Source organism: Streptomyces sp. NPDC006372 (assembly GCF_040612515.1).
In the GTDB taxonomy this organism is placed as follows: domain Bacteria; phylum Actinomycetota; class Actinomycetes; order Streptomycetales; family Streptomycetaceae; genus Streptomyces.
In genome coordinates this window covers 40,045-58,207 of record NZ_JBEXQJ010000039.1, presented here as the reverse complement: position 1 = coordinate 58,207, position 18,163 = coordinate 40,045, and the positions used below count along the sequence as shown (strand labels likewise).

Sequence of the window (18,163 nt, the reverse complement as noted above, 5' to 3'; positions counted from 1 at the left end):
CCGTCTATCGCTTCGAGAGCACGGTCAACTGGCCTTCGTTGATGGTCACTTCGCGTCCGCGCAGCACGATCTCGGCGCCGGCGCCGGTCGCGATGACCACGGCTTCCTCGGTGATGCGGATGTAGGCGCCGCCCTGGGCCTGGAGGAGGATCCCCTGCTCGGTGCCGGGCGTGTCGTTCATGACCAGCTTGTGCGCCTGCGGTGTCTGCACGACGACCGGCTTGCTGGGCGAGTTCGCCCGGAGTTCGCGGCGCGCGTCGGGCGGCAGCTCCTCGGCGGCGCCGTACCAGCAGCCCGTCCACACCGGGAAGCTGGGATCGCCCTGCTCGAACTCCACCCACACGCCCGCGCCGGGCGGCGGCACCACGAACTGCCCGGACTCCGGCCCGGTGAACGGCAGGCAGGGCAGCGCCCAGGTCGACGGCTCGTCCCCGAGCACGTCCGGCACCTCGACGGTGACGCGGCCGATGCGCAGCGGGTCGTTGTTGTCGACGACCCGGCCGCGGAACTTGCCGAGGTAGCGATTGCTGGGTGCCGCCATGCTGAACTGCTCCTGGTTTCCGTTGGGTCGGCCGCTAGGGCCGGACGTAGTCGCCGCGGGCTTCGAGGCCCTCTCGCGAGAGGGTGAAGTTCTGCTGGTACGAGCCCGGCCGCAGGTTGTGGGTGACGGACTTGACGTAGTAGTCGCCGTCGTACGCCCGGCCGGCGCCGCGCACGCCGACGAGCTGGCGCGGCTGGAGGATGTAGCCGTGCCGGTTGACGTCGAGGGAGCCGGAGCCGGAGACGACGTCCGCGGAGACGGCGGCGCGGGCGAGCAGTTCGGCCTCGGCCTGCTCGCGCTGCTGCTTGGCGGTGCCGGACAGCGTCCTGCGTTTGAGGGCGGGGGTGGGGCGGCGGCCGAGGGGCGGCCGCAGCGGGCTGATCGGGGGTTGCGGCAGGAGGGTGGACTGCCGGGTGCCGGGGTCCTGCCACCGCGCCTGCGGTTCCTCCCTCGCCGTCCCGTCGTAGGCGAACGTCATCTGGTCGACGGTGGAGTGGGCGTCCATGTTGACGTTGAGGGCGTGCTGGCGGATGCCGAGCCGGACCTCGGGCCCCCAGCGGGCGGACGACTGGCCGGGGTTCGGGCCGGGCTCCAGGTAGAAGGTGTATCCGTTGGCGCGGGCGAGGTCACTGACGTAGCTCAGGTCGGTGCCGGTCTGGTAGTGCACGCGCAGGTCCTGGTGAGGGGGCTGGGCGACCTTCTCGGTGTAGACGTCGGGCCGGATGCCGTAGTCGGAGTAGCGGCGCAGAATGGCGAGCACCCGCTCGGAGGGCGGCAGGTTCGGGTACCGGGCGGTGCGCTCCTCCAGGTCCATGAGCAGGGTCAGGTCCTCGCCGGTGAGGGTGAGGGTGGAGTGGCCGGGCCGGTTGCTGGCGCCGACCTCGTGCCGGACGACGAGCCCGTCGAAGAGGACGTCGGAGGTGCCGCGCACGCTGACGGTCACGATGAGCCGGGTCTTCGGGTCGAAGAACCCCTCGGGCAGGAGCCGGCGGCTGATGATGCCGTTCTTGGTGAGGTCGAACGCCAGCTGGAATCCGCTGCGTTCGCCCGCGGTGGCGGTGATCTGGGCGGAGAGCAGGGCCTCGGTGACCTCGGCGGGCACGGGGCGGGCGAGCTTGGGCCCCATGAGGAGGGTGATGTGCACGGGGCCCTGTCCCACGGGCAGGTCAAACACGCCGGTCTCCCCGGGTGAAGCCGCCGCCCAGGGGGATGTCGATGACGCGTCCGGCCTCGTCGGTCAACTCCCGCGGGTCCAGTACGGGGTTGGCGTCGGCGATCTGCCACCACTGGCCGGGGTCGCCGAAGTAGCGCTGGGCGAGCAGGTCGGGGCGTTCGCCGGCGCCGACGACGTGCTGCTGGGGCTCCTGGTCGGTGTCGTCGAGGGGTGGCAGCAACCGCCGCTTGGTGTACCGGACTTCTGTCCCGTCGGCTCTGCGGTGCACCCCGATCTCGGCGTCGTGGTACCTGCTGGTGCGCGGATACGGATGGGCGCCCGGTATGGCGTCCAGGGCGCTCTCGTACGGTTCGATGTCGGCCATGGTGTGGCTCATCCCCTCCTGATCGACGCGCCGGCTGCTGCCCCGATGCCCCCGCCGAGCCCCAGCGTGCCGAGACTGCCGCTCCTCGCGGCCGCGGCCAGCCGTTCCTTCTGGGCGAGGTGGGCCATGTACAGGTCGGCACCCCGGTGCCCCGCCGGCAGGTCGCTGACGGTGAGGATCTTCATGCCGATGCTGAGTGAGGCGCGGATCGGGTTGAGATTCACGTCGAAGGCGGACTCGTTCACGGACAACTCGGTGAGCCGCACGGGCATGACCCGCTTGCTCCCCCAGGTGAACAGCGTCAGCGGCATCTCGATGGGGCTGATCTCGATGGCGCCCTGCTGTGAGAGCCTGCTCGCGGCGCGCAGTTGCGCGGTGGTCGGCTGCACGAGCATCTCCAGCGTGGCGAGCTGGGGGTGGATGCCGTCGGGCGCCGCGATCTCGAACTGGTCGGTGGCGTCGATCTCTGCGGTGAACTTCCAGGTCTCCTGGGCGGGGCCCTTGAGCCGCAACGCCTCGTTGCGGTCTCCACTGCCGGTGCCACCCCCACCGGCGTCCCCACTGTCTCCCGCCGACTGGGGGCTGACGCTGCGTTCGAGGGTGTCCGGGTTGAACTGGAGCACGATGATCCGCTGGGGCGTGCCGGTGTCGGGGTTGACGACGACGATGCCGGAGCGGATGGGCTTGGGGATGTCGGCGTAGCGGGTCACAGGCGGGCCTCCAGACGGGTGCGGAGGTCCGAGTAGTCGTGGCCGGGGAAGAGTTGCGGGAAGACGTCCAGCATGGTCCGCAGATCGTCCGCCACACTCCCGAGTCCGCTCTCCCCCAGATCGACGTCGGCGAACAGGTACTGCCAGCCGAACGTCCCCTTGGTGACGAGAAGCGCGTCCAGGTACTGGGCGTAGTCGATGTCCAGCAGACACGCCCCGTCGGAACTGTCGTAGTACCAGACCTCGGGTGAGATGGTCTCGGTCACCACGGACGGAAGGCGCAGCGCCGCGAGCGTTCCGGCTCCGGTCCTCGGCTGTTCGTCGAACACGCGGAACTCCTCGTAGAGGGCACGCACGTCCGCCGGCAGATCGTCGTGGATGAGGGTCTCACCGGTGGCGAACAGGGCTGCGGGAAGGTGACGCAGAGAGAACTCACCGCTGAGCGTGGTCGCGCCCTCGGTGAGCGTCCAGTGGGACGAGACTCCGTCGAACCGCAGGAAGGCCCGCTGGAGTTCCGGGGCGAAGCGGACACCCTGCCACTCCTCGATGAGGGCGAAGGCCTCCGGCGCCTCGCCCGTCGCTTCCTCGATCTCCCCCCTCTCCTCGTAGCGGACGTCCACCCCGTCGGCTTCCTGCAGTTCGTCCAGGAGCCTGAGGTACCTGAGTTCCTGTTCCGTGTAGCGCGCCATGGTCCTCTGATTCCTAGGTGAAGCGAATGTCGTTCTTCTTGGCGACGACGGCCGCGAGCTCGCTGTCGAAGTTCCTCAGCTTGCCGGGTGATGCGGCGGCGAGGCGTTTCTTGTACGCCTTCATCCGCACGATCAGCTGGAAGATGTCGCGGTAGGGCGACTCGTCGCGAAGTGCCTGGGCGAAGGCCCGGCTGACGCCGAATTCGGTCCTGATGGAATCGGGACCCTTACCGTTGATGTCGAACCTGGAATCGAGGGCGTTCGGACGCTGGATGTTGTCGCGCGTGTAGTGGCCCTCGGTCGGCTGTTTCCGCCAGGTGTTGCCGGCGGGGGCGTACTTCCCCCAGGCCATGGAGATCTTCTTGGGGAAGTACTCGTCCGCACCGCTGTAGAAGCTGACGTCGAAGTTGTACCAAATCATCGCGATGCTCGGATCCTTGGTGATCGCCTTGAAGGCGGGCAGCTCGACTCGGTAGGCGAATCGGCTGTTCACCGCGGTCCCAGGAGCGGGGACGAGGTTCGATCCCGTGGCCTTTCCTCCGAACTTCTCGGTGAACAGGTGCATACGCACCCAGGCCGTGTCCTTCCGGAGATTCGCGGGCACCAGGTCCCACCCGAGCGGGATCTTCGGATTCCCGCGCGGCTTCTCGCCCTTGTGGTTCTTGATGGTCTTGTTGATACCGGTGGCCTGGAATCCATGGCCACGTACACCGTCCGTGTAGGGCGGCAGGACCATGGGGAGGAGCGGCGGCCTGCTCGGATCGATCTCGCGGAGTTCCAGCAAGCGTCCGAGCCTGCCGAGCGCGCCGCGCAGGGCCCGGTATTCGAGCTCCCCTGTACGGGTCGTCGTGCCCCGGGGCGGCAGCCTCCGCTTGACCTGTTCGGCCCGGACGTGCTGGGCGCGTGCGGAGCGGATGGCTTCCAACTGACGACTCTGACGATCGGGGAACTCCGTGAGCTGGTCGGCCTCCGTCTTCCATTTGTCCAGGTAGTCGGTCACCGGGTCGGTCTGGCTCCGCACCACCATGTCGGCAGTCGGTCCCCGCCCCCGGAACATCAGGGTGTGCGATTCACCGTCCAGATTGCGGAAGTGCACCCTGGGCATGGTCTGCTCCCAGGTCGTTTCCTCAGGCTTGCGGTCGTCACGGCGCCTCCGGTCGCGGTTGCCCGTCCGGTCCCTGGCCCGGTCGTCCCGGCGCCGCCACTGCTCCCGCAGTCGCCGCAACCGCTCGTTGAGGCCGTTGCCGATCCGGCGGCGGGCCTTGCCGGAGAGCTTGGCGGCTGCGCGGCGGGCGCGGTCGACCGCTGACTTGATGGTCTGGCGGGCGCGTCGGAGGGGGCGCCGGCGGGAGCGGTCCTTGTCGCTGTCGCGACGGCGGTCAGGACTGCGGTCGTCGTCGCGGCGGCGGTCGTTGTCGGTGTCGCGGCGGGCGCCGGGCGGTCGGCGGTCGGGCCTGCGGGCGTCGTCGCGGTGGCGGTCCTGGTCACGGCGGCGGTCGCCCGGGCGGGTGTCCTTGGTCACGCGATCACGGTCGCGGTCGCGGTCGTCCGTGTCCCGGCGCCGGTCGGGACGCAGCGTGTCGCGGGCCGGGCCGCGGCGTGACGGTGTGCCAGGCCGCTCGGTCTTGTCGTCGTCCTTCATACGGCGTTCCGCGTCCCTCATGCGGCGCCTCGCGGCGTTCACGTCCCGCCCCTCGTCCCGGCGTTCGTCGTCGTCCCGGCGCTTCCTCGGGCGGGTGGTGTGGGACGGGCGGGACTTCTTCTCCGGGGTGGAGCGCTTGCCGGGGCGTGGCTTCGACGGGGGGCGGGAGGTCTTGTCCGGGGGCGGCTTGCGGGGGGACGTCGGGCGGTTGCCGGGCTTGTCGTCCATGCGGTCGGCCGGGCGGTCGGGGGACGGCGTGCGGTCGTCCGTGGGGGCGGGGCGCTCGTCCTTGGGCTTGTCCGGGGCGTCCGGCTTGTCATCGGAGGAGCCCGGCTTGTTCTTCTTGTTGCGGAGGTTCTTGAGCATGCCGCCGAGCCGTTCGGCCACCTTGCCCATGAAGCGGCTGACCCCCTCGACGAGGAACTGGTAGATCAGTTCCAGCAGGGCCACGACCCCGGCCGCGACGGCCTTCGCGAACGGCAGCGCGCCGTTGCCGCTCTTGACCGCCTTCAGGAAGTCCATGAACAGGCCGAAGGCGGCGAGGATCTCGCTGAGGGCGCCCCAGGCGGTCTGGAGGGCGTCGATGACGGCCATGACCCAGCCGGCGCCGGGGATGAGCTTGGCGACGACCTTCTCCACGACCATCACGCCGATGATGACGGGCAGTTGGGGCAGCGCCTCGTCCCAGGCCATCTGCGCCATCTGCTCGACGGTGACGCCGCCGGAGACCAGCTCCTGGAAGTCCTCCAGCGGGATGCCGATGATCTCCTGGACCTTCTGATCGAACCAGGCCCGGACCGCGGTCTTGATCTCCTGGAAGAGGTGTTCCTTCGCGCCCGTCTCCGCGGCTGCTCCGGCCTTGCTGATCCAGTCGCCCGGGTCGGAGACGATGTCGTTGAAGATGGCCGCCCACTCGCCGAGCGCGGCGACGGCGGCGGCGCCGAACTCCAGCGCGCCGACGGTCACCGTCTCGGCGATGTCGACCGCCGAAAGCAGACCGCCCTCCAGGGCGTCGAGCCCGGCCAGGAGCGCTCCGCACAGTCCGTCGAGGAGTTTGCCCGCGACCTCCTTCAGCGCGTCCGCGGCCTCGTTGACCTTCTGCACGGCCCAGTCGCGCGCACCGTCGATGGTGCCCCGCCACTTGTCGCGCATCGCCGGGTAGTCGGCGAGGAGTTCGTCCCCGAGCGCGATCAGCGCGTCGGCGAAGGTGTTGATCTGGTCGATGACCCAGTTGCGGGCGTCGTCGATGAGCTTGAATACCTGCTGCTTGAACTTGTCGATGAGGTCGGTGACGACCTGACGGGCCTTCTCGAAGACGCTCTTGATGGCGTTCTTGAGGTTCTCGAAGAACTCCTTGAGTTTCTCGATGGCCTCTTCGAGCCAGTTGTCGGCGTCGTCCTTGCCGTCCTGCTGCTTCTTCTCCGCCTCCTTCTCGGCGCCCGTCTGCTCGTCGTCGATCTTCTTGTTGTCGTCCTCGGTCCGCTTGTCGACGTCCTTGTCGGTGTCCTCCTCCTTCTTCTTGATGTCGTCGCGGACCTTGTCGTACTTCTTGCCCTTCTTGTCGTCGATCTCCGAGACCTTGTCGTCCTGCTCCTTGCGCCACCGGTCCCGTGAGTCGGCGATGTCGGAGCGGCCCTTGTCGCGGGCGTCGGACTGCTTCTTGCCGCTGGCCGTGACCTCCTTCTTGAGGTCCTGGTCGTGCTGCTTGCGGTCGTCCGCGGCCTTCTTGTCCTTGGCCTGGCGTTCCTGGCCCATCTTCTGGCGGCCCTGGGAGAAACCGGCCTGGATCTGCGGGCCCCGGTCGTGCTCGGCCACGGCGGAGGCGGACTCGACGGGCACCCCGCCGCCGGACACCGATCGCGCGCCACCGGCCTTCGCCGACTTCTTGCCGCCGGCCACTTTGCCGGTCAGGGTCTCCTTCGGCACGTCGGGATAGATCTGATCCTCGCCCATCGGGCGGGCCGCGTCCTCACGCCCCGACCGGTGCAGCTCCCTCTTGCGCTCGTCGAGCTTCTGCCCCTGCTCGTCGGTGCGCCGCGGGTCCGAGTCGTCCTCCAGCGGAAGCTTCGGTGCGTCGCCCACCCGGGCGTTCCTCAGCCCCTCGTCCTTGGTCGGCAGGCCCAGGATGGAGTCGATCAGGTCGTCGAGCGGCAGGATCTCCTTCAGCAGCTTGCCGAGCAGCTGGGCGCCGATGGTGACGGCGATGTCCCACCAGCTGGGCTCCGGCACGTTCGCGCCCGGGACCTCGCCCTCCGGCTTCTGCTCGCCGGAGATCTCGGGCGTCCTGCCCGGGGCGGCCTCCGTACGGGCGACCTTGGCGTTCGTGTACGTGCCCGGGGCCGCCGTCTTCGGGCCCCCGGGAACCGTGCGCGGGGAGCCGGAGGGCCGTTGCATCTTGGGCGGCGCCTTGCGCAGGGCCGTGCGCTCCTTGTCGACGGAGCGGCCGACCGCGCTGCCGACGCCCTTGAGGGTCTCCAGGGCCTGGTGCGGTTTGAGCCCCGCGGCCGTCGACAGTCCGGACTCGGGGGTGGCGTTGGAGACGTCCGGGGGCGGGGCCTGCTTCTTGGGCTTCGGGTTCGCCTTGGAGCCGCCGGATGCGGAGGAACGGCCGCCGGAGCGGACGGGGGCGGGCGCCGGGGACTTGCGACCGCCTCCGCTGCCCGAGCCGCCGCGGCGCGACGCGGTCTTCGCCGCCTGCCGTGCCGCTTGGCGCTTGCTGCCCGCCGGGCGGGAGCGGGAAGCCGTTGAACCGCCGCCGGACGCCGGGGCTTCGGCGGCCTTGGGCGTGTTGGTCTTCGGTTCCGGCCCCGCGGCCATGGGGGAAGGACCGTTGCCCGGTGCCAGTTTCGGGGCGCTCGCGGGTCCCGGCGTGGAGACCTTGTCCGGGCCGCTCTCCGGGCCGGGGGTGGTGGCGGGGCCCTTGCCCTCGGTGGCGTCCTGGCCGCCGCCGGGCGAGGCCTCGGGCGTGGGGGCGGTGGCCCCCTGGCCCCCGGCGGTTTCGCCCCGGCCGTCCTCCGAGCCTCCCTCGGGCTTGTCGGCCTGCTTGCCGGTCTGCGGGTCCGTCTGCTTGTCCTGGGCCTTGTCCGCACCGGCACCGGACTCCTTGGCGCCGCTGCGGTCGGGGGCTCCCGCCGCCGACTTGTTGTCGCTCTGCGGCTTGCTCTCGCCGCCCTTGTCCGCGCCCGTCCCGCCCCCGCCCGAGGACGAACCGGCGTCCTGCGCGCGGGCGTCCTGCCCGGCCTTGGCCAACTGGTCCGGCGCCGCGGTCTCACCGGGCCCGGCGACCGTCCCACCGGCGGCGGCGTCCGAGGCGCGTGCCTCCTCGTCGCGCCGCGCGGCCTCGGCGTCCTCCTTGCGTTCGTCCGACTGCTTCCGTACCGGATCCGCGACAGAGGCGTCCGCCGCCGAGGATTCCGGGGACCCCGTGCCGAGACCACCGCCTATCCCGGACGGTCCGGCCCCCTGTTCCTCGGTCGCAGCGCTCAGGAGGTCCTCGAACGACTCACGGTCGCTCCCCTCTTCCTCGGAACGCGACGCCGCGTCCTGGTCCCGCCGGGCCTCCTGCGGTGCCGGGTCAGGCGCCGGAGCGTCACCGACGGACGACAGGCCGGGCAGCGCGGCCGTGCCCCTGCGCCGTTCCTCCGCGAGACCAGGGTTCCTGGCCGCGTCGGTGTATCCGACGAGGTCGGCGTCGGGGACGGGCTCCCCGTCAGCCGCCGACGCGGCGTCGTCGGCCGATTCCCGTTCCGTGTCGTCCTGCGCGGGTTCCGCGTCCAGTCCCAACGGCTCGTCGTCGGCGTCCTGTTCGTTCTCCGGGTCGCCGACCGTGCGGGCCGGGCCCGGTCCGCCCCCGGTGCGGGGCTTCTCGCCGGGCTCGGCACCGCTGCGGTCGATCGTGCCCGGGGCCACTGCCCGCCGGCCGGCCGCTTCGCCCGGGCCTTCGCCCTGACGCCGCTCCTCCTCCTCGACGGCCTGTTTCTCGGGCTCCTGGGCGGCCCCGTCGTCGGCCCCGCCCTCCTCCTCGGTGTCCCGGTCGTCCTGCCTGTCCTGGTCCTGCTGCGCGCGGTCGGTGTCCGAGGCGTCCTGGCGTTCGTCATCGGCGTCCTTGTGGGCGTCCCGGCCGGAGGCGTCCTTCTCCTCCCGCTGGGCCTCGGAGCGGTCCTGCTCGTCCTTCGCGTGCTCCTGCTGCCGCGTGGCCGAGCCGGCCTCGCCCTGGGCCGCGTCCTGAGCGCCGTCCCGGTCCGCCGCCCCGGCGTCCCGCCGCTCCCCCGCCCCCTCGTCCCGCCGTTCTCCGCCGGCCTCGCCTTCGTCGTTCCGCCGCTCGTCCCGGTCCTGTGAGGCGGCGCCTGCTTCGGGCTCGGAGTCCTCGCGCGCTCGCTCCTCCTCGACCTCCTCGGCCGCCCCCGCCACCGCCTCCGGCGCCACCGTCGCGTCCATCGGCAGCGGGCCCCGCCGCTCCGTCTCCTCCACTCCTTCGAGGAGCCGGTCGACGACGGGCGCGGGCAACCGCAGTTCCAGCCGGTCCAGGACGGTGTCCTGCACCTCGGGTGCCATACGGGCCAGTTGGCGTCGTACCCGGCCCGAGCGGTCCTCCGGGTCACCGCGCAGGGACCGCAGCAGGCCGTTGGCGATGCGGTCGACCAGGGTGGCGGGGTCGAGCTGCTCGGTACGCCGGCGGTCGGCGTCGACGGTCGCGTAGCGGAGCCAGCCGGGGGTGGCCTGCCCCTGCTCGACCTTCGCGGCCGAGCCGGACGCGCCGGAGTCCGTGTCGCGCACCAGGTCCTGGGCCGCCGACTCCGCCTCACGCTCGATGGCCTGCTGCGGCAGGCTCACCGCGCCCAGGTCACGTCCGGCCCGCAGGGTGCCGAGGCCGTGCGGGTTCTGCACGGTGTGCAACAGCTCGTGGGCGAGCAGGCGGCGGCCCTCGTCGGTGCCGGGCCGGTACGCCCCCTCGCGGAAGAAGATGTCCTGGCCGACGGCGACCGCGTCCGCGCCGAGCAGGTCGGCGAGCTGCCCGGCGTCCCGGCCGGTGTGCAGGCGGACGCGGCTCAGGTCGTGTCCGAGGCGCTCCTCCAGCTCCCGTCGGACGCCCGGGTCGAGCGGCTGTCCGGCGCCGCTGACGATGTCCTTGGGCTCGGGGGCACGGGACGTGGCCGCGCGCTCCTTGCGCTTGCGGCGGCGCTGCTCGGCGGACTGCTCCGAACTACTCTCCTTGGCACGGGAGTTGCTCATGAGCACACCTCCCCACGACCGCACAAACCCTCGTGCACCGCGCGCGCCAGCTCCTGGCCGAGGCGGCGCGCGGACAGCCCGGCGGGCAGCGGCGGCAGGCCGGACAGGACGTCGGCCGTCCACGGGCCGTCGGCGGGTAGGCCCCGCTCGCGGACCAGCCGGGTCAGTTCGCGTTCGAACGCGGCGGACACCCGGTCGGGGTCGGCGCGGAACCCGGTGAGGACCAGTTCGCCTATCTCCACCCGGATCTCGCGCGGCGTCGGTGTCGTCCGCGCCGTCGGTGTCACACCCATCCGCGGACCTCCGTCGGCGTCAAGGAGCGTTCCAGTTTGAGGTATTCGGTACGGGCCGCCGCGAGCATGTGCCGCATCTGGAGCGCCTCGCCCTCCTCGGCGGCGAGGAACGCCCCGGACAGGGCGATGTTGCGGATCGAGCCGCCCGCCACGGTCAGCTGGGCGAGCAGGCGCGGTTCGATGTCCTTCACCGGGGCCTGCGGCGGCAGCACGCGGCGCCAGATCTCGGCGCGCTCGTGCTCGGCCGGGAAGGGGAAGTCGACGACGAAGCGAATGCGCCGCAGGAAGGCGTTGTCCAGGGCCTTCTTCATGTTGGTGGTGAGGACGGCGAGGCCGCGGTAGGCCTCCATCCGCATCAGCAGGTAGCTGACCTCGAGGTTGGCGTACCGGTCGTGGCTGTCCTTGACCTCGCTGCGCTTGCCGAACAGTGCGTCGGCCTCGTCGAAGAGGAGGAGCGCGCCACCGCGTTCAGCGGCGTCGAAGACACGGCGGAGGTTCTTCTCCGTCTCACCGATGTACTTGCTGACGACCTGGGAGAGGTCGACGACGAACAGGTCGAGGCCCAGTTCCCGGGCCATGACCTCGGCGGCCAGGGTCTTGCCGGTGCCGGAGCCACCCGCGAAGAGAGCGGTGACGCCGAGGCCTCTGCGGAGGGTCGCCGCGAAGCCCCACTCCTGGTGAACCACCGACCGCTGCCGGACGTGCGCGATGATCTCCCGCAGCACGCCGGTCTGCCGCTCGTGCAGCACGAGGTCGTTCCAGCCGGCCTGCGGCTCGATGCGGCGGCCGAGTTCGTCCATGCCGACCCGGGCCTCGTCCAGACCCGCCCGCCAGGCCAGGCCCGCGGCGTCGAGCTCGTCCTCGTGGGGCAGTTCACGGCGAACGGTTGCGGCGGCCGAGCGGACGATGTGCGGCGGCAGCTGGAACTGTGCGATCAGGGACCGCAGTTCCGTCTCCTCCAGATCGACCACGTCGCCGAACGCATCCGCCCACAGGGCGAGTTGTTCGTCGTCGTCCAGGCGCGGCACGGCCACCCGCGTACCGTGCGGGCGCTCCGACCGGCGGGGATCGGCACTCGAAGCGACGACCGGTACGGCCGCCCCGGCCAGGAACGCCTCCGTCGCGGCCCGCTGCTCCCGGTCCGGCTCGCCGAACTCCACGAGCAGCGCGGCGGGCAGCAGGATCGCCTCGCGCTGCCACAGCCGCGCGAACCGGTCGCGCTCGGCGGGATCGACGGGGATGTCCTCGGCGCCGAGGGCGTACAGGCCGAGCCCGGCGCGGGCGGCGGCAGCGGCGGCGATGTCGGCGCGGCTGCGCAGGTCGCCGCCCACCAGTTCGACGAGCAGGGGCGCGTCGGAGCGGGCGCCGTCGGTCCAGCCGGCCGCGATCTCGCTCGCGGCGAGGTCGTACGACGGTGGCAGCCGGTCGGGCACGTCGGTGCGGCGCAACTGGCCGTGCAGCCGGGCGTCCAGGTAGGGCGAGCCGAGCAGGAAGTGCAGGATGCGCTCGTCGAGCCGGAGCCGGGTGGTCGTGAGGCGTGACTCGTCGTCCAGTTCCAGGATTCGCCAGCGCCGCAGCGGCGACACGGGGGGCAGGGCGCTCCAGTGCGGTTCGGCCAGGGCGGCGAGTGCCAGCGAGAACGTCGGGTACGCCCGCTCCGGGTCACCACTGGCGGCGGCGCAGCGGGCGGCGGTCGTGGGGTGCAGCTCCTGCGCGGCGGTGAGCAGTACGAGGTCCCGCTCGAAAGGGGTCAGTCCGAAGCAGGCGACCAGGGCGTCGAGGGGTGCGGTACCGGGGCCGTCGGCCAGGCGGTGTCCGGCTGCTCCGTGGGTCTCCGGCCCGGCCGCGCCCGTTGTTCCGCCGCCCTCCTCCCCGGCCGCGCCCGCTGTTTCGCCGCTCGCGTCACCGGCCGCACCCCGCGCGTGGGCGTCGACGCGGGCCAGGACACGCTCGACCTCGGTGGCCAGCGTCGGCCCGTCGCCCGGCGTCGCCGGCGTTCCGCGCGTGTCCATGTCCTCACCTGCCCCCGTCGCTCCCATGGCCTCAGTTCTCCGTGTCCTCTTCGCCGCCCGTGTTCTCTGCCGTCGGCCGGGCCTGCGCGGACTTGGCGGTCCTGGCGGACTTGGTGGGTGCCTTCTTTCCGGTCCTGGCAGTCTGCGCCGCCTTGCGGTTCCGGGCGGCCTTCACCGCGGGGGCCTTCACCGGTGCCTTGGCGACGGACTTCCCGGGTGCGTCGGCCTGCCGGGGCGCCGCGTCCGGTTCCGTCGGCTCCGGCTCCGGTTGCGGTCCCGGCTCCGGTGTCGCGGCGGCCCTCGGCGGCACCGGGGCGTCCGGCGCCCCGAACGGCAGCACCCGTACCTCGGGCCGTTCCACCGGCTTCGCCGGCACCGGCGTCTCGCGGCCGTCGAGGACGACGAGGACGGCCTGGTAGACGACCGACAGCGTGTACGGCGTCTGGTGCAGCATTCCCCACAGCTTGGACGTCTCGTCGACGTCCATCACCGTGGGTGTGAACCGCACCCGCTGCACCGCGTCGGCCAGGTCACTCCCGGCCAGGTGGGGCCGCCGGCCCGCGAGTTCGATGATGTCCCTGGGCAGTACGGGTATCTCGTGCAGGGTGCGCACCACGGAGCCGATCAGCCGCTGCCCGACCAGTTCCGACTCCTCGCCGTATGCGCTGATCAGGTAGTGCAGGTCGAGCGCGGCGGCCGGCCTCCGGACCAGCGTGCCGTCGGGCGCCCGGGTCGGCAGGTCGTTGTTGCGCTGCGAGGTGTTGGGCGTGACCTGGTACAGGAACACGGTGACGGTCGGCTCGGCCGGCGGGTCCACCGGTGGCTTGCGCGGCTCGACCTTCACCGCGATGTCGATGTCCGGCGGGAGGTTGGCCTCGATCAGCAGGGCCAGGGCCTGGGTGACGTGGGCGAGGGCAAGTGCGTTGCTCATGGCGTCGGTTCCTCGATCCCTCTCCTCGACCTGGTCCTTCTCGTCCGGGTCGTTCTCGTCCGGCGTCGTGGGTCTGCCGTGTCGTCGCGGCTCACTCGCGCCCCCTGGCCAGGTAGTCCGCGAGGCTCACCGTGGCGCGGGGCCGTTGTTCCGCGTCCCGTGGCCGGGGCCCGCCGCCACCGCCCTGGGGCGTCCCGCCCGCCGTGACCTCCAGACGGCCGATCTGCACCTGCACCACTTGTTCGGCCTGGCGCCCGGGCCGTCGGGCCGCCGCCTGCCGGGCGGCGTCCCGTGCGGCCGCCGTGTCCGCCGCGCTGGGGAGCAACGGGGCGGACACGGCGGCGGGGGAAGCGGCGTCCGCACCAGGGGGGGTCGGCACGGACGCCGCGTTCATGAGGGCCGCCTGCTCCGGACGGCCCCGGCCCGCCGCGCGGCGCGCGGTGTCGGGGACCGGCCGCAGCACGGGGCCGGCGGGGGTGGCGGGACGCAGCAGCGGGCCCTCGGGCTCGGCCGGCCGGTCCGGACGGGGGGCGGGTTCGAAGGGCGCCGGGGCCTGCTCGGTCCGGACGACGGTCCGCTTCCGTTCCGTACGGACGGCCTCGCGGGCCGCCGGGCGTGCCGCGTCGGGCCGGGCGACGGCGGCCGGCGCGGCGACGGGCCACAGCGGCTCGGTGCCGTCCGGGGCCGGTGCGGCGGCCCGTACCGCCTCGACCCGCTCGAACGGCCCGGCCAGTCGCGGCCGTACCCGCGCCACGCCGGGGCGTCGCGCAGCGGGTGTCGCGTGCCGGGCGAGCAGCCGGTCGAGGAAGTCGGGCTCCGGCCGTCCTTCCGCGGTGGACTCAGACATCCGCACACAGCTCCAGGTAGTAGCGGCGCCGCAGCGGGCTGAGCGCCAGGATCTCCGGCTCGCTCCAGCCGTACGCGGTGGCGAGCAGATGGACGTCGAGGAGGAGGTCCCGGGCCCAGGCGTCCAGTTCGGTCCACAGGTAGGAGGCGATGTCCAGTTCGGCCCGGGTGGCCTCACCGCAGTCGGGGCAGGCGACGTCGAGCGTGACGTCGCCGCCCGGGTCGGCGGCCTCGGCGGCCTCGGCGATCCGGCGCTGCACGGCGGCGGGCAACATGTCCGGCGGGGCGGTCTCCCCGTCCCGTACGGCGTTCACCACGCACCGTGCCAGAAGCGCCCGACGCGGATCGGCCGTCCGGGCCGCCGCCGTCAGGTCGGCGACGCCGGGAACCCGGAACTCGATCTCCCAGCCGTCCTCGGCGATCCGCACCAGCGGCTCGCCCCGGCCGGCCAGGGTGCGGGCGAACTCCCCGGCGTCCAGTTCGAACTCCATGTCCGCGCCGCACGCCGCGCACTCCAGACGCACCTGCATCCGCTCGCCGAACAGCGCCCGGCGCAGGGCGAACAGATCCGCCTCCCGCTCCCCCACCGGCAGCGCCAGCAGGCGCTCCCGGTCACCGCCCAGCTCGGGCCGCGCGGCCCCGTGCAGCAGCAGGGCGCGCCCAGCCGCCGCCTGAGCCAGCCCGCTCTCCCAGGTGGCCAGGACATCGGCCGCCTGTGTGATGGCCATGCCTCCCCCAGTACGTGCCCCATAGGGGCGCGGGGAACTGCGCGACCAGCCCCCACGAACCCGCAGACGAACAACAACCCCACCACGGCGCCCCCAGCGGAGCGCTACGCCGGGTTCAGGAACGAGGGCTCCTCCGGCTCGGGCACCTCGTAGTCCCGCTCCCAGCCCTCGCACTCGAGCTTCAGCGACTGGATGGCCACCGCGTTGGCGTTGGCGTCGAGTTCGCCGAGGACCTGGTACTCGCTCGGCCAGGTCCGGTACAGCTTGTGCGAGACGGCGACCTGCCCGGCCTCGTTGAGGACCTGGATCACGATGTCCTTGCGGAAGTCGGCGAGTGATACCTCGGAGCCGAGGCCCGCGCCGACCTGCCAGACCTTGTTGGCCCAGCGGTCGAACTCGGGGTCGTGGGTGACGCCGCGTTCCAGGGTGATGCCCTCGAACTCGGAGCGGCCCGGCGACTTGCGCGGGGACGAGGGGTCGCCGCCGTGGCGGTGTTTGACGACCTCGGTGGTCCGCTTCAGCGGACTGATCTTGCTGATGCCCGCGACCGTCCGACCGTCCCACAGGACCAGGAACTTGAAGTTCTTGTACGGGTCGAAACGATGGGCGTTGACTGTGAACTCTGCCATCGACATGTCCTCAGGGGTTCCTTGGAGCGTTCCTCAGAGCGCGAACTGCCCGGACGTCTGCTGGATCTTGACGACCACGAACTCGGCCGGCCGGACCGGCGCGATGCCGACCAGGACGTTGACGATGCCGTTCTCGATGTCCTCGGCGGTCGTGGTGTCGTTGTCGCACTTGACGAAGTACGCCTCGCGGGGCGTGCCGCCCTTGAAGGCGCCCTGGCGGAAGAGGGTGTGCAGGTACGAGGAGGCGGCGAGCCGGATCTGCTGCCACAGGTTCTCGTCGTTGGGCTCGAACACCACCCACTGCAGGCCTCGCTGGAGGCTCTCCTCCACGTGCAGGGCGAGCCGCCGCACCGGCACGTACTTCCATTCGCTGTCGAGGGCGTCGGAGCCCTCCAGTGTGCGGGCGCCCCAGACCACCGGGCCGGTCACCGGGAAGGTCCGCAGGCAGTTCACGCCGAGGGGGTTGAGCAGGCCGGTCTCGCGGTCGGTCAGGTCGACCGTGAGCGAGTGGACGCCCGCCAGCCGCGCCTCGGTGCCGGCCGGGGCCTTCCACACGCCGCGCTCGGAGTCGGTGCGGGCGATGACGCCCGCGACCGCGCCGGACGGCGGGAAGGAGCGCAGCCGGCCGGTGAGCGGGTCGGTGAGCTGGAGGTGCGGGAAGTAGAGCCCGGCGTGGTTGCCGCGCACGGCGTCGAAGGCGGCGAGCCCGGCGCGGGCGGTGTCCACGCTGACCCAGGTGCTCGGCGCGTCGACGAGCAGGAAGATCCGCCGTTCCTGGCAGAGCCGCTGGGCCGCGGAGACGACGGTGACGGCGTCCTCGGTCTTCTCGTACGCCGCGAGTTCGGGCAGTGCGAGCAGGTTGACGTCGGCGACGCCGCGCAGCGCCTGGATGCCGGACTTGTCGGCCTCGGAGCCGATGAGGTCGCGCGGGCCGGGCGCCTCGCCGTCCTCGCCGCCCTCCAGCGGGAACACGGGCGGGTTGACGGAGGCCTCGAGGCCCAGGTCGTTGGCGCACTCACCGACGAAGCGGACGACGTCCTCGGGGTCGGTGGAGCCCGCGACGACCTGCACGCGCCGGCCGAAGGCGGTGACCTCGGCGCCCGCGAAGGCGTGCTTGCCGGGCGCGTCGGGCAGGGCGCGCAGCTTGCGTTCCAGCAGCAGCGCCAGCTCGGCGACGGAGGAAGGGGCCTCGCCGTCGCAGTCGGGGTCGTGGAGCGTGAACTCCCGCTCCACGTCGCCGATCTTGACGGTGAGGTCGACGGCGAGGTCGGGCAGCTCGTGCCCGAACGGCTTGGACACGGTGCCGGACGGGTCGGGACGGCCCTCGCCGACGACCTCGACGCGGATCAGCCGGGACCCGGCGTTGACGACGGTCTGGACGTACCGCCCGCTGGACGGGTCGGTGGACAGGCCGGTGAAGCTCTCGCGGGCTTCGCCCTTGGCGTCGTGGACGCGCAGGTTGAAGGTCTCGTCGGGGCTGGGCGTGTCGTGATCGACGGCGACGCGCAGCCCGTTGCCCCAGACGCCGGGCTCCTTGGCGTGCACCTCGAGGACGTCGCACTCGCTGTGGCCCTCGGTGGACTCCAGCGTGACGCGGGCGGCCTGGCCGCTGCCGGCCCTGGCGACCCGGACGATGACGGCGACGGTGCCGCCGTTGCCGAAGAACTGGTGAACGGCGTAGCCGACGGCGCTCTGCGCGCTCAGCCCCCCGAAGCGGCGCTCGAACTCCGTGAAGCTGGTGACGCGCACCGGCTCGTTCAGCGGACCGCGCCGGGTGTGGCCCACGAAGGCGGTCACCGAAGTGGTCAGGGTCGAGATGGTGCGGGTGCTGCTGGGAAGCTCTTCGACGTAGACACCGGGATACGTCGGCTTGGCGGCGCTCACTGCGCTCATCGGCATTCCCCCTCCTAATCCCTGTCTCGGGCACCGGACGACGGCACCAAGAGACGGTGAGGGAGGGATGTTCGGACCGTGCGTGCGGAGATTGCCTGCCGTTCGCCGACGGTGGGCACGCGCACGTCATCAGTTCCCCCGTCGTACCCGTGCGATTCGGTCGCACGGGTCAAGCAGCTCGCTTGTGACTCCTGATGCTCAAGTGCTCAACCCACCTTCTTGCGAACGGAGTTGGCGGAACAAGGCGGCTTCCGGCCAGCAGGCTGGAAGGTTTTGTGAAGGCAAACTCCCGCGATTCGCACATCGTGCCCGCGCGCCCTCGGGGACTGGTCCACACCTTGCGCACAGCCCATGTGCCGACGCCATGGAGGACATGCCGAAAAGACCCCGCTCCCCGACTTCTCCGCGAGTCGTCCACAACCGTCGATGGCCGGTTTCAGCCGAGCGGCATGGACGCGTACGAAGTTGATCGAGCCCTT

Annotated in this window: 13 protein-coding genes; all 13 read right to left on the bottom strand. The window is 72.0% G+C overall.

The annotated features are described in order from the left end of the window. Positions 1 to 4: 4 nt before the first annotated feature. A complete protein-coding gene (locus ABZ016_RS36695; RefSeq protein WP_356921063.1) occupies positions 5 to 541 on the bottom strand; it encodes a phage baseplate assembly protein V in 537 nt (178 codons plus the stop codon). 34 nt (positions 542 to 575) lie between these two features. Further along, positions 576 to 1,715 (bottom strand): hypothetical protein, encoded by a 1,140-nt coding sequence (locus ABZ016_RS36690; RefSeq protein ID WP_356921062.1) that lies wholly within the window; start codon positions 1,713 to 1,715, stop codon positions 576 to 578. Continuing rightward, positions 1,708 to 2,079, bottom strand: coding sequence for a hypothetical protein (locus ABZ016_RS36685; protein ID WP_356921061.1), 372 nt, complete (start codon positions 2,077 to 2,079; stop codon positions 1,708 to 1,710). Before ABZ016_RS36685 ends, ABZ016_RS36690 begins: the two co-directional genes overlap by 8 nt. 8 nt (positions 2,080 to 2,087) lie before the next feature. Beyond that, complete coding sequence (locus ABZ016_RS36680; RefSeq protein ID WP_356921060.1) at positions 2,088 to 2,789, bottom strand: hypothetical protein; 702 nt, start codon at positions 2,787 to 2,789, stop codon at positions 2,088 to 2,090. Then, positions 2,786 to 3,478: a hypothetical protein gene (locus ABZ016_RS36675; RefSeq protein ID WP_356921059.1), complete on the bottom strand. Its 693-nt coding sequence runs from the start codon at positions 3,476 to 3,478 to the stop codon at positions 2,786 to 2,788. The genes ABZ016_RS36680 and ABZ016_RS36675 overlap by 4 nt, the downstream gene beginning before the upstream one ends. Positions 3,479 to 3,491: 13 nt before the next feature. Next, positions 3,492 to 10,352, bottom strand: a complete 6,861-nt coding sequence (locus tag ABZ016_RS36670; RefSeq protein WP_356921058.1) for a DUF4157 domain-containing protein — start codon at positions 10,350 to 10,352, stop codon at positions 3,492 to 3,494. Further along, on the bottom strand, positions 10,349 to 10,645 hold the full coding sequence (locus tag ABZ016_RS36665) for a hypothetical protein (protein WP_356921057.1): 297 nt from the start codon (positions 10,643 to 10,645) through the stop codon (positions 10,349 to 10,351). The genes ABZ016_RS36670 and ABZ016_RS36665 overlap by 4 nt, the downstream gene beginning before the upstream one ends. Further along, on the bottom strand, positions 10,636 to 12,657 hold the full coding sequence (locus ABZ016_RS36660; RefSeq protein ID WP_356921056.1) for an ATP-binding protein: 2,022 nt from the start codon (positions 12,655 to 12,657) through the stop codon (positions 10,636 to 10,638). The genes ABZ016_RS36665 and ABZ016_RS36660 overlap by 10 nt, the downstream gene beginning before the upstream one ends. Positions 12,658 to 12,688: 31 nt before the next feature. Further along, entirely contained in the window at positions 12,689 to 13,588 is a 900-nt protein-coding gene (locus tag ABZ016_RS36655; RefSeq protein ID WP_356921055.1) for a Pvc16 family protein, read from the bottom strand. A 91-nt stretch (positions 13,589 to 13,679) separates the two neighbouring features. After that, positions 13,680 to 14,435, bottom strand: coding sequence for a hypothetical protein (locus ABZ016_RS36650; RefSeq protein WP_356921054.1), 756 nt, complete (start codon positions 14,433 to 14,435; stop codon positions 13,680 to 13,682). Beyond that, complete coding sequence (locus ABZ016_RS36645) at positions 14,428 to 15,162, bottom strand: hypothetical protein (protein ID WP_356921053.1); 735 nt, start codon at positions 15,160 to 15,162, stop codon at positions 14,428 to 14,430. Before ABZ016_RS36645 ends, ABZ016_RS36650 begins: the two co-directional genes overlap by 8 nt. 104 nt (positions 15,163 to 15,266) lie before the next feature. Beyond that, on the bottom strand, positions 15,267 to 15,791 hold the full coding sequence (locus tag ABZ016_RS36640; RefSeq protein ID WP_004003113.1) for a phage tail protein: 525 nt from the start codon (positions 15,789 to 15,791) through the stop codon (positions 15,267 to 15,269). Between the two features lie 33 nt (positions 15,792 to 15,824). Beyond that, positions 15,825 to 17,690: a phage tail sheath subtilisin-like domain-containing protein gene (locus ABZ016_RS36635; RefSeq protein WP_356921052.1), complete on the bottom strand. Its 1,866-nt coding sequence runs from the start codon at positions 17,688 to 17,690 to the stop codon at positions 15,825 to 15,827. Between the last annotated feature and the right edge of the window lie 473 nt (positions 17,691 to 18,163).

Excerpts from the sequence above, each read along its gene's own strand:
- ABZ016_RS36655 (WP_356921055.1), bottom strand. The coding sequence starts at position 13,588 with ATGAGCAACGCACTTGCCCTCGCCCACGTCACCCAGGCCCTGGCCCTG.
- ABZ016_RS36660 (WP_356921056.1), bottom strand. The coding sequence starts at position 12,657 with ATGGACACGCGCGGAACGCCGGCGACGCCGGGCGACGGGCCGACGCTG.
- ABZ016_RS36650 (WP_356921054.1), bottom strand. The coding sequence starts at position 14,435 with ATGTCTGAGTCCACCGCGGAAGGACGGCCGGAGCCCGACTTCCTCGAC.
- ABZ016_RS36675 (WP_356921059.1), bottom strand. The coding sequence starts at position 3,478 with ATGGCGCGCTACACGGAACAGGAACTCAGGTACCTCAGGCTCCTGGAC.
- ABZ016_RS36695 (WP_356921063.1), bottom strand. The coding sequence starts at position 541 with ATGGCGGCACCCAGCAATCGCTACCTCGGCAAGTTCCGCGGCCGGGTC.
- ABZ016_RS36670 (WP_356921058.1), bottom strand. The coding sequence starts at position 10,352 with ATGAGCAACTCCCGTGCCAAGGAGAGTAGTTCGGAGCAGTCCGCCGAG.
- ABZ016_RS36665 (WP_356921057.1), bottom strand. The coding sequence starts at position 10,645 with ATGGGTGTGACACCGACGGCGCGGACGACACCGACGCCGCGCGAGATC.
- ABZ016_RS36685 (WP_356921061.1), bottom strand. The coding sequence starts at position 2,079 with ATGGCCGACATCGAACCGTACGAGAGCGCCCTGGACGCCATACCGGGC.
- ABZ016_RS36645 (WP_356921053.1), bottom strand. The coding sequence starts at position 15,162 with ATGGCCATCACACAGGCGGCCGATGTCCTGGCCACCTGGGAGAGCGGG.
- ABZ016_RS36640 (WP_004003113.1), bottom strand. The coding sequence starts at position 15,791 with ATGGCAGAGTTCACAGTCAACGCCCATCGTTTCGACCCGTACAAGAAC.
- ABZ016_RS36635 (WP_356921052.1), bottom strand. The coding sequence starts at position 17,690 with ATGCCGATGAGCGCAGTGAGCGCCGCCAAGCCGACGTATCCCGGTGTC.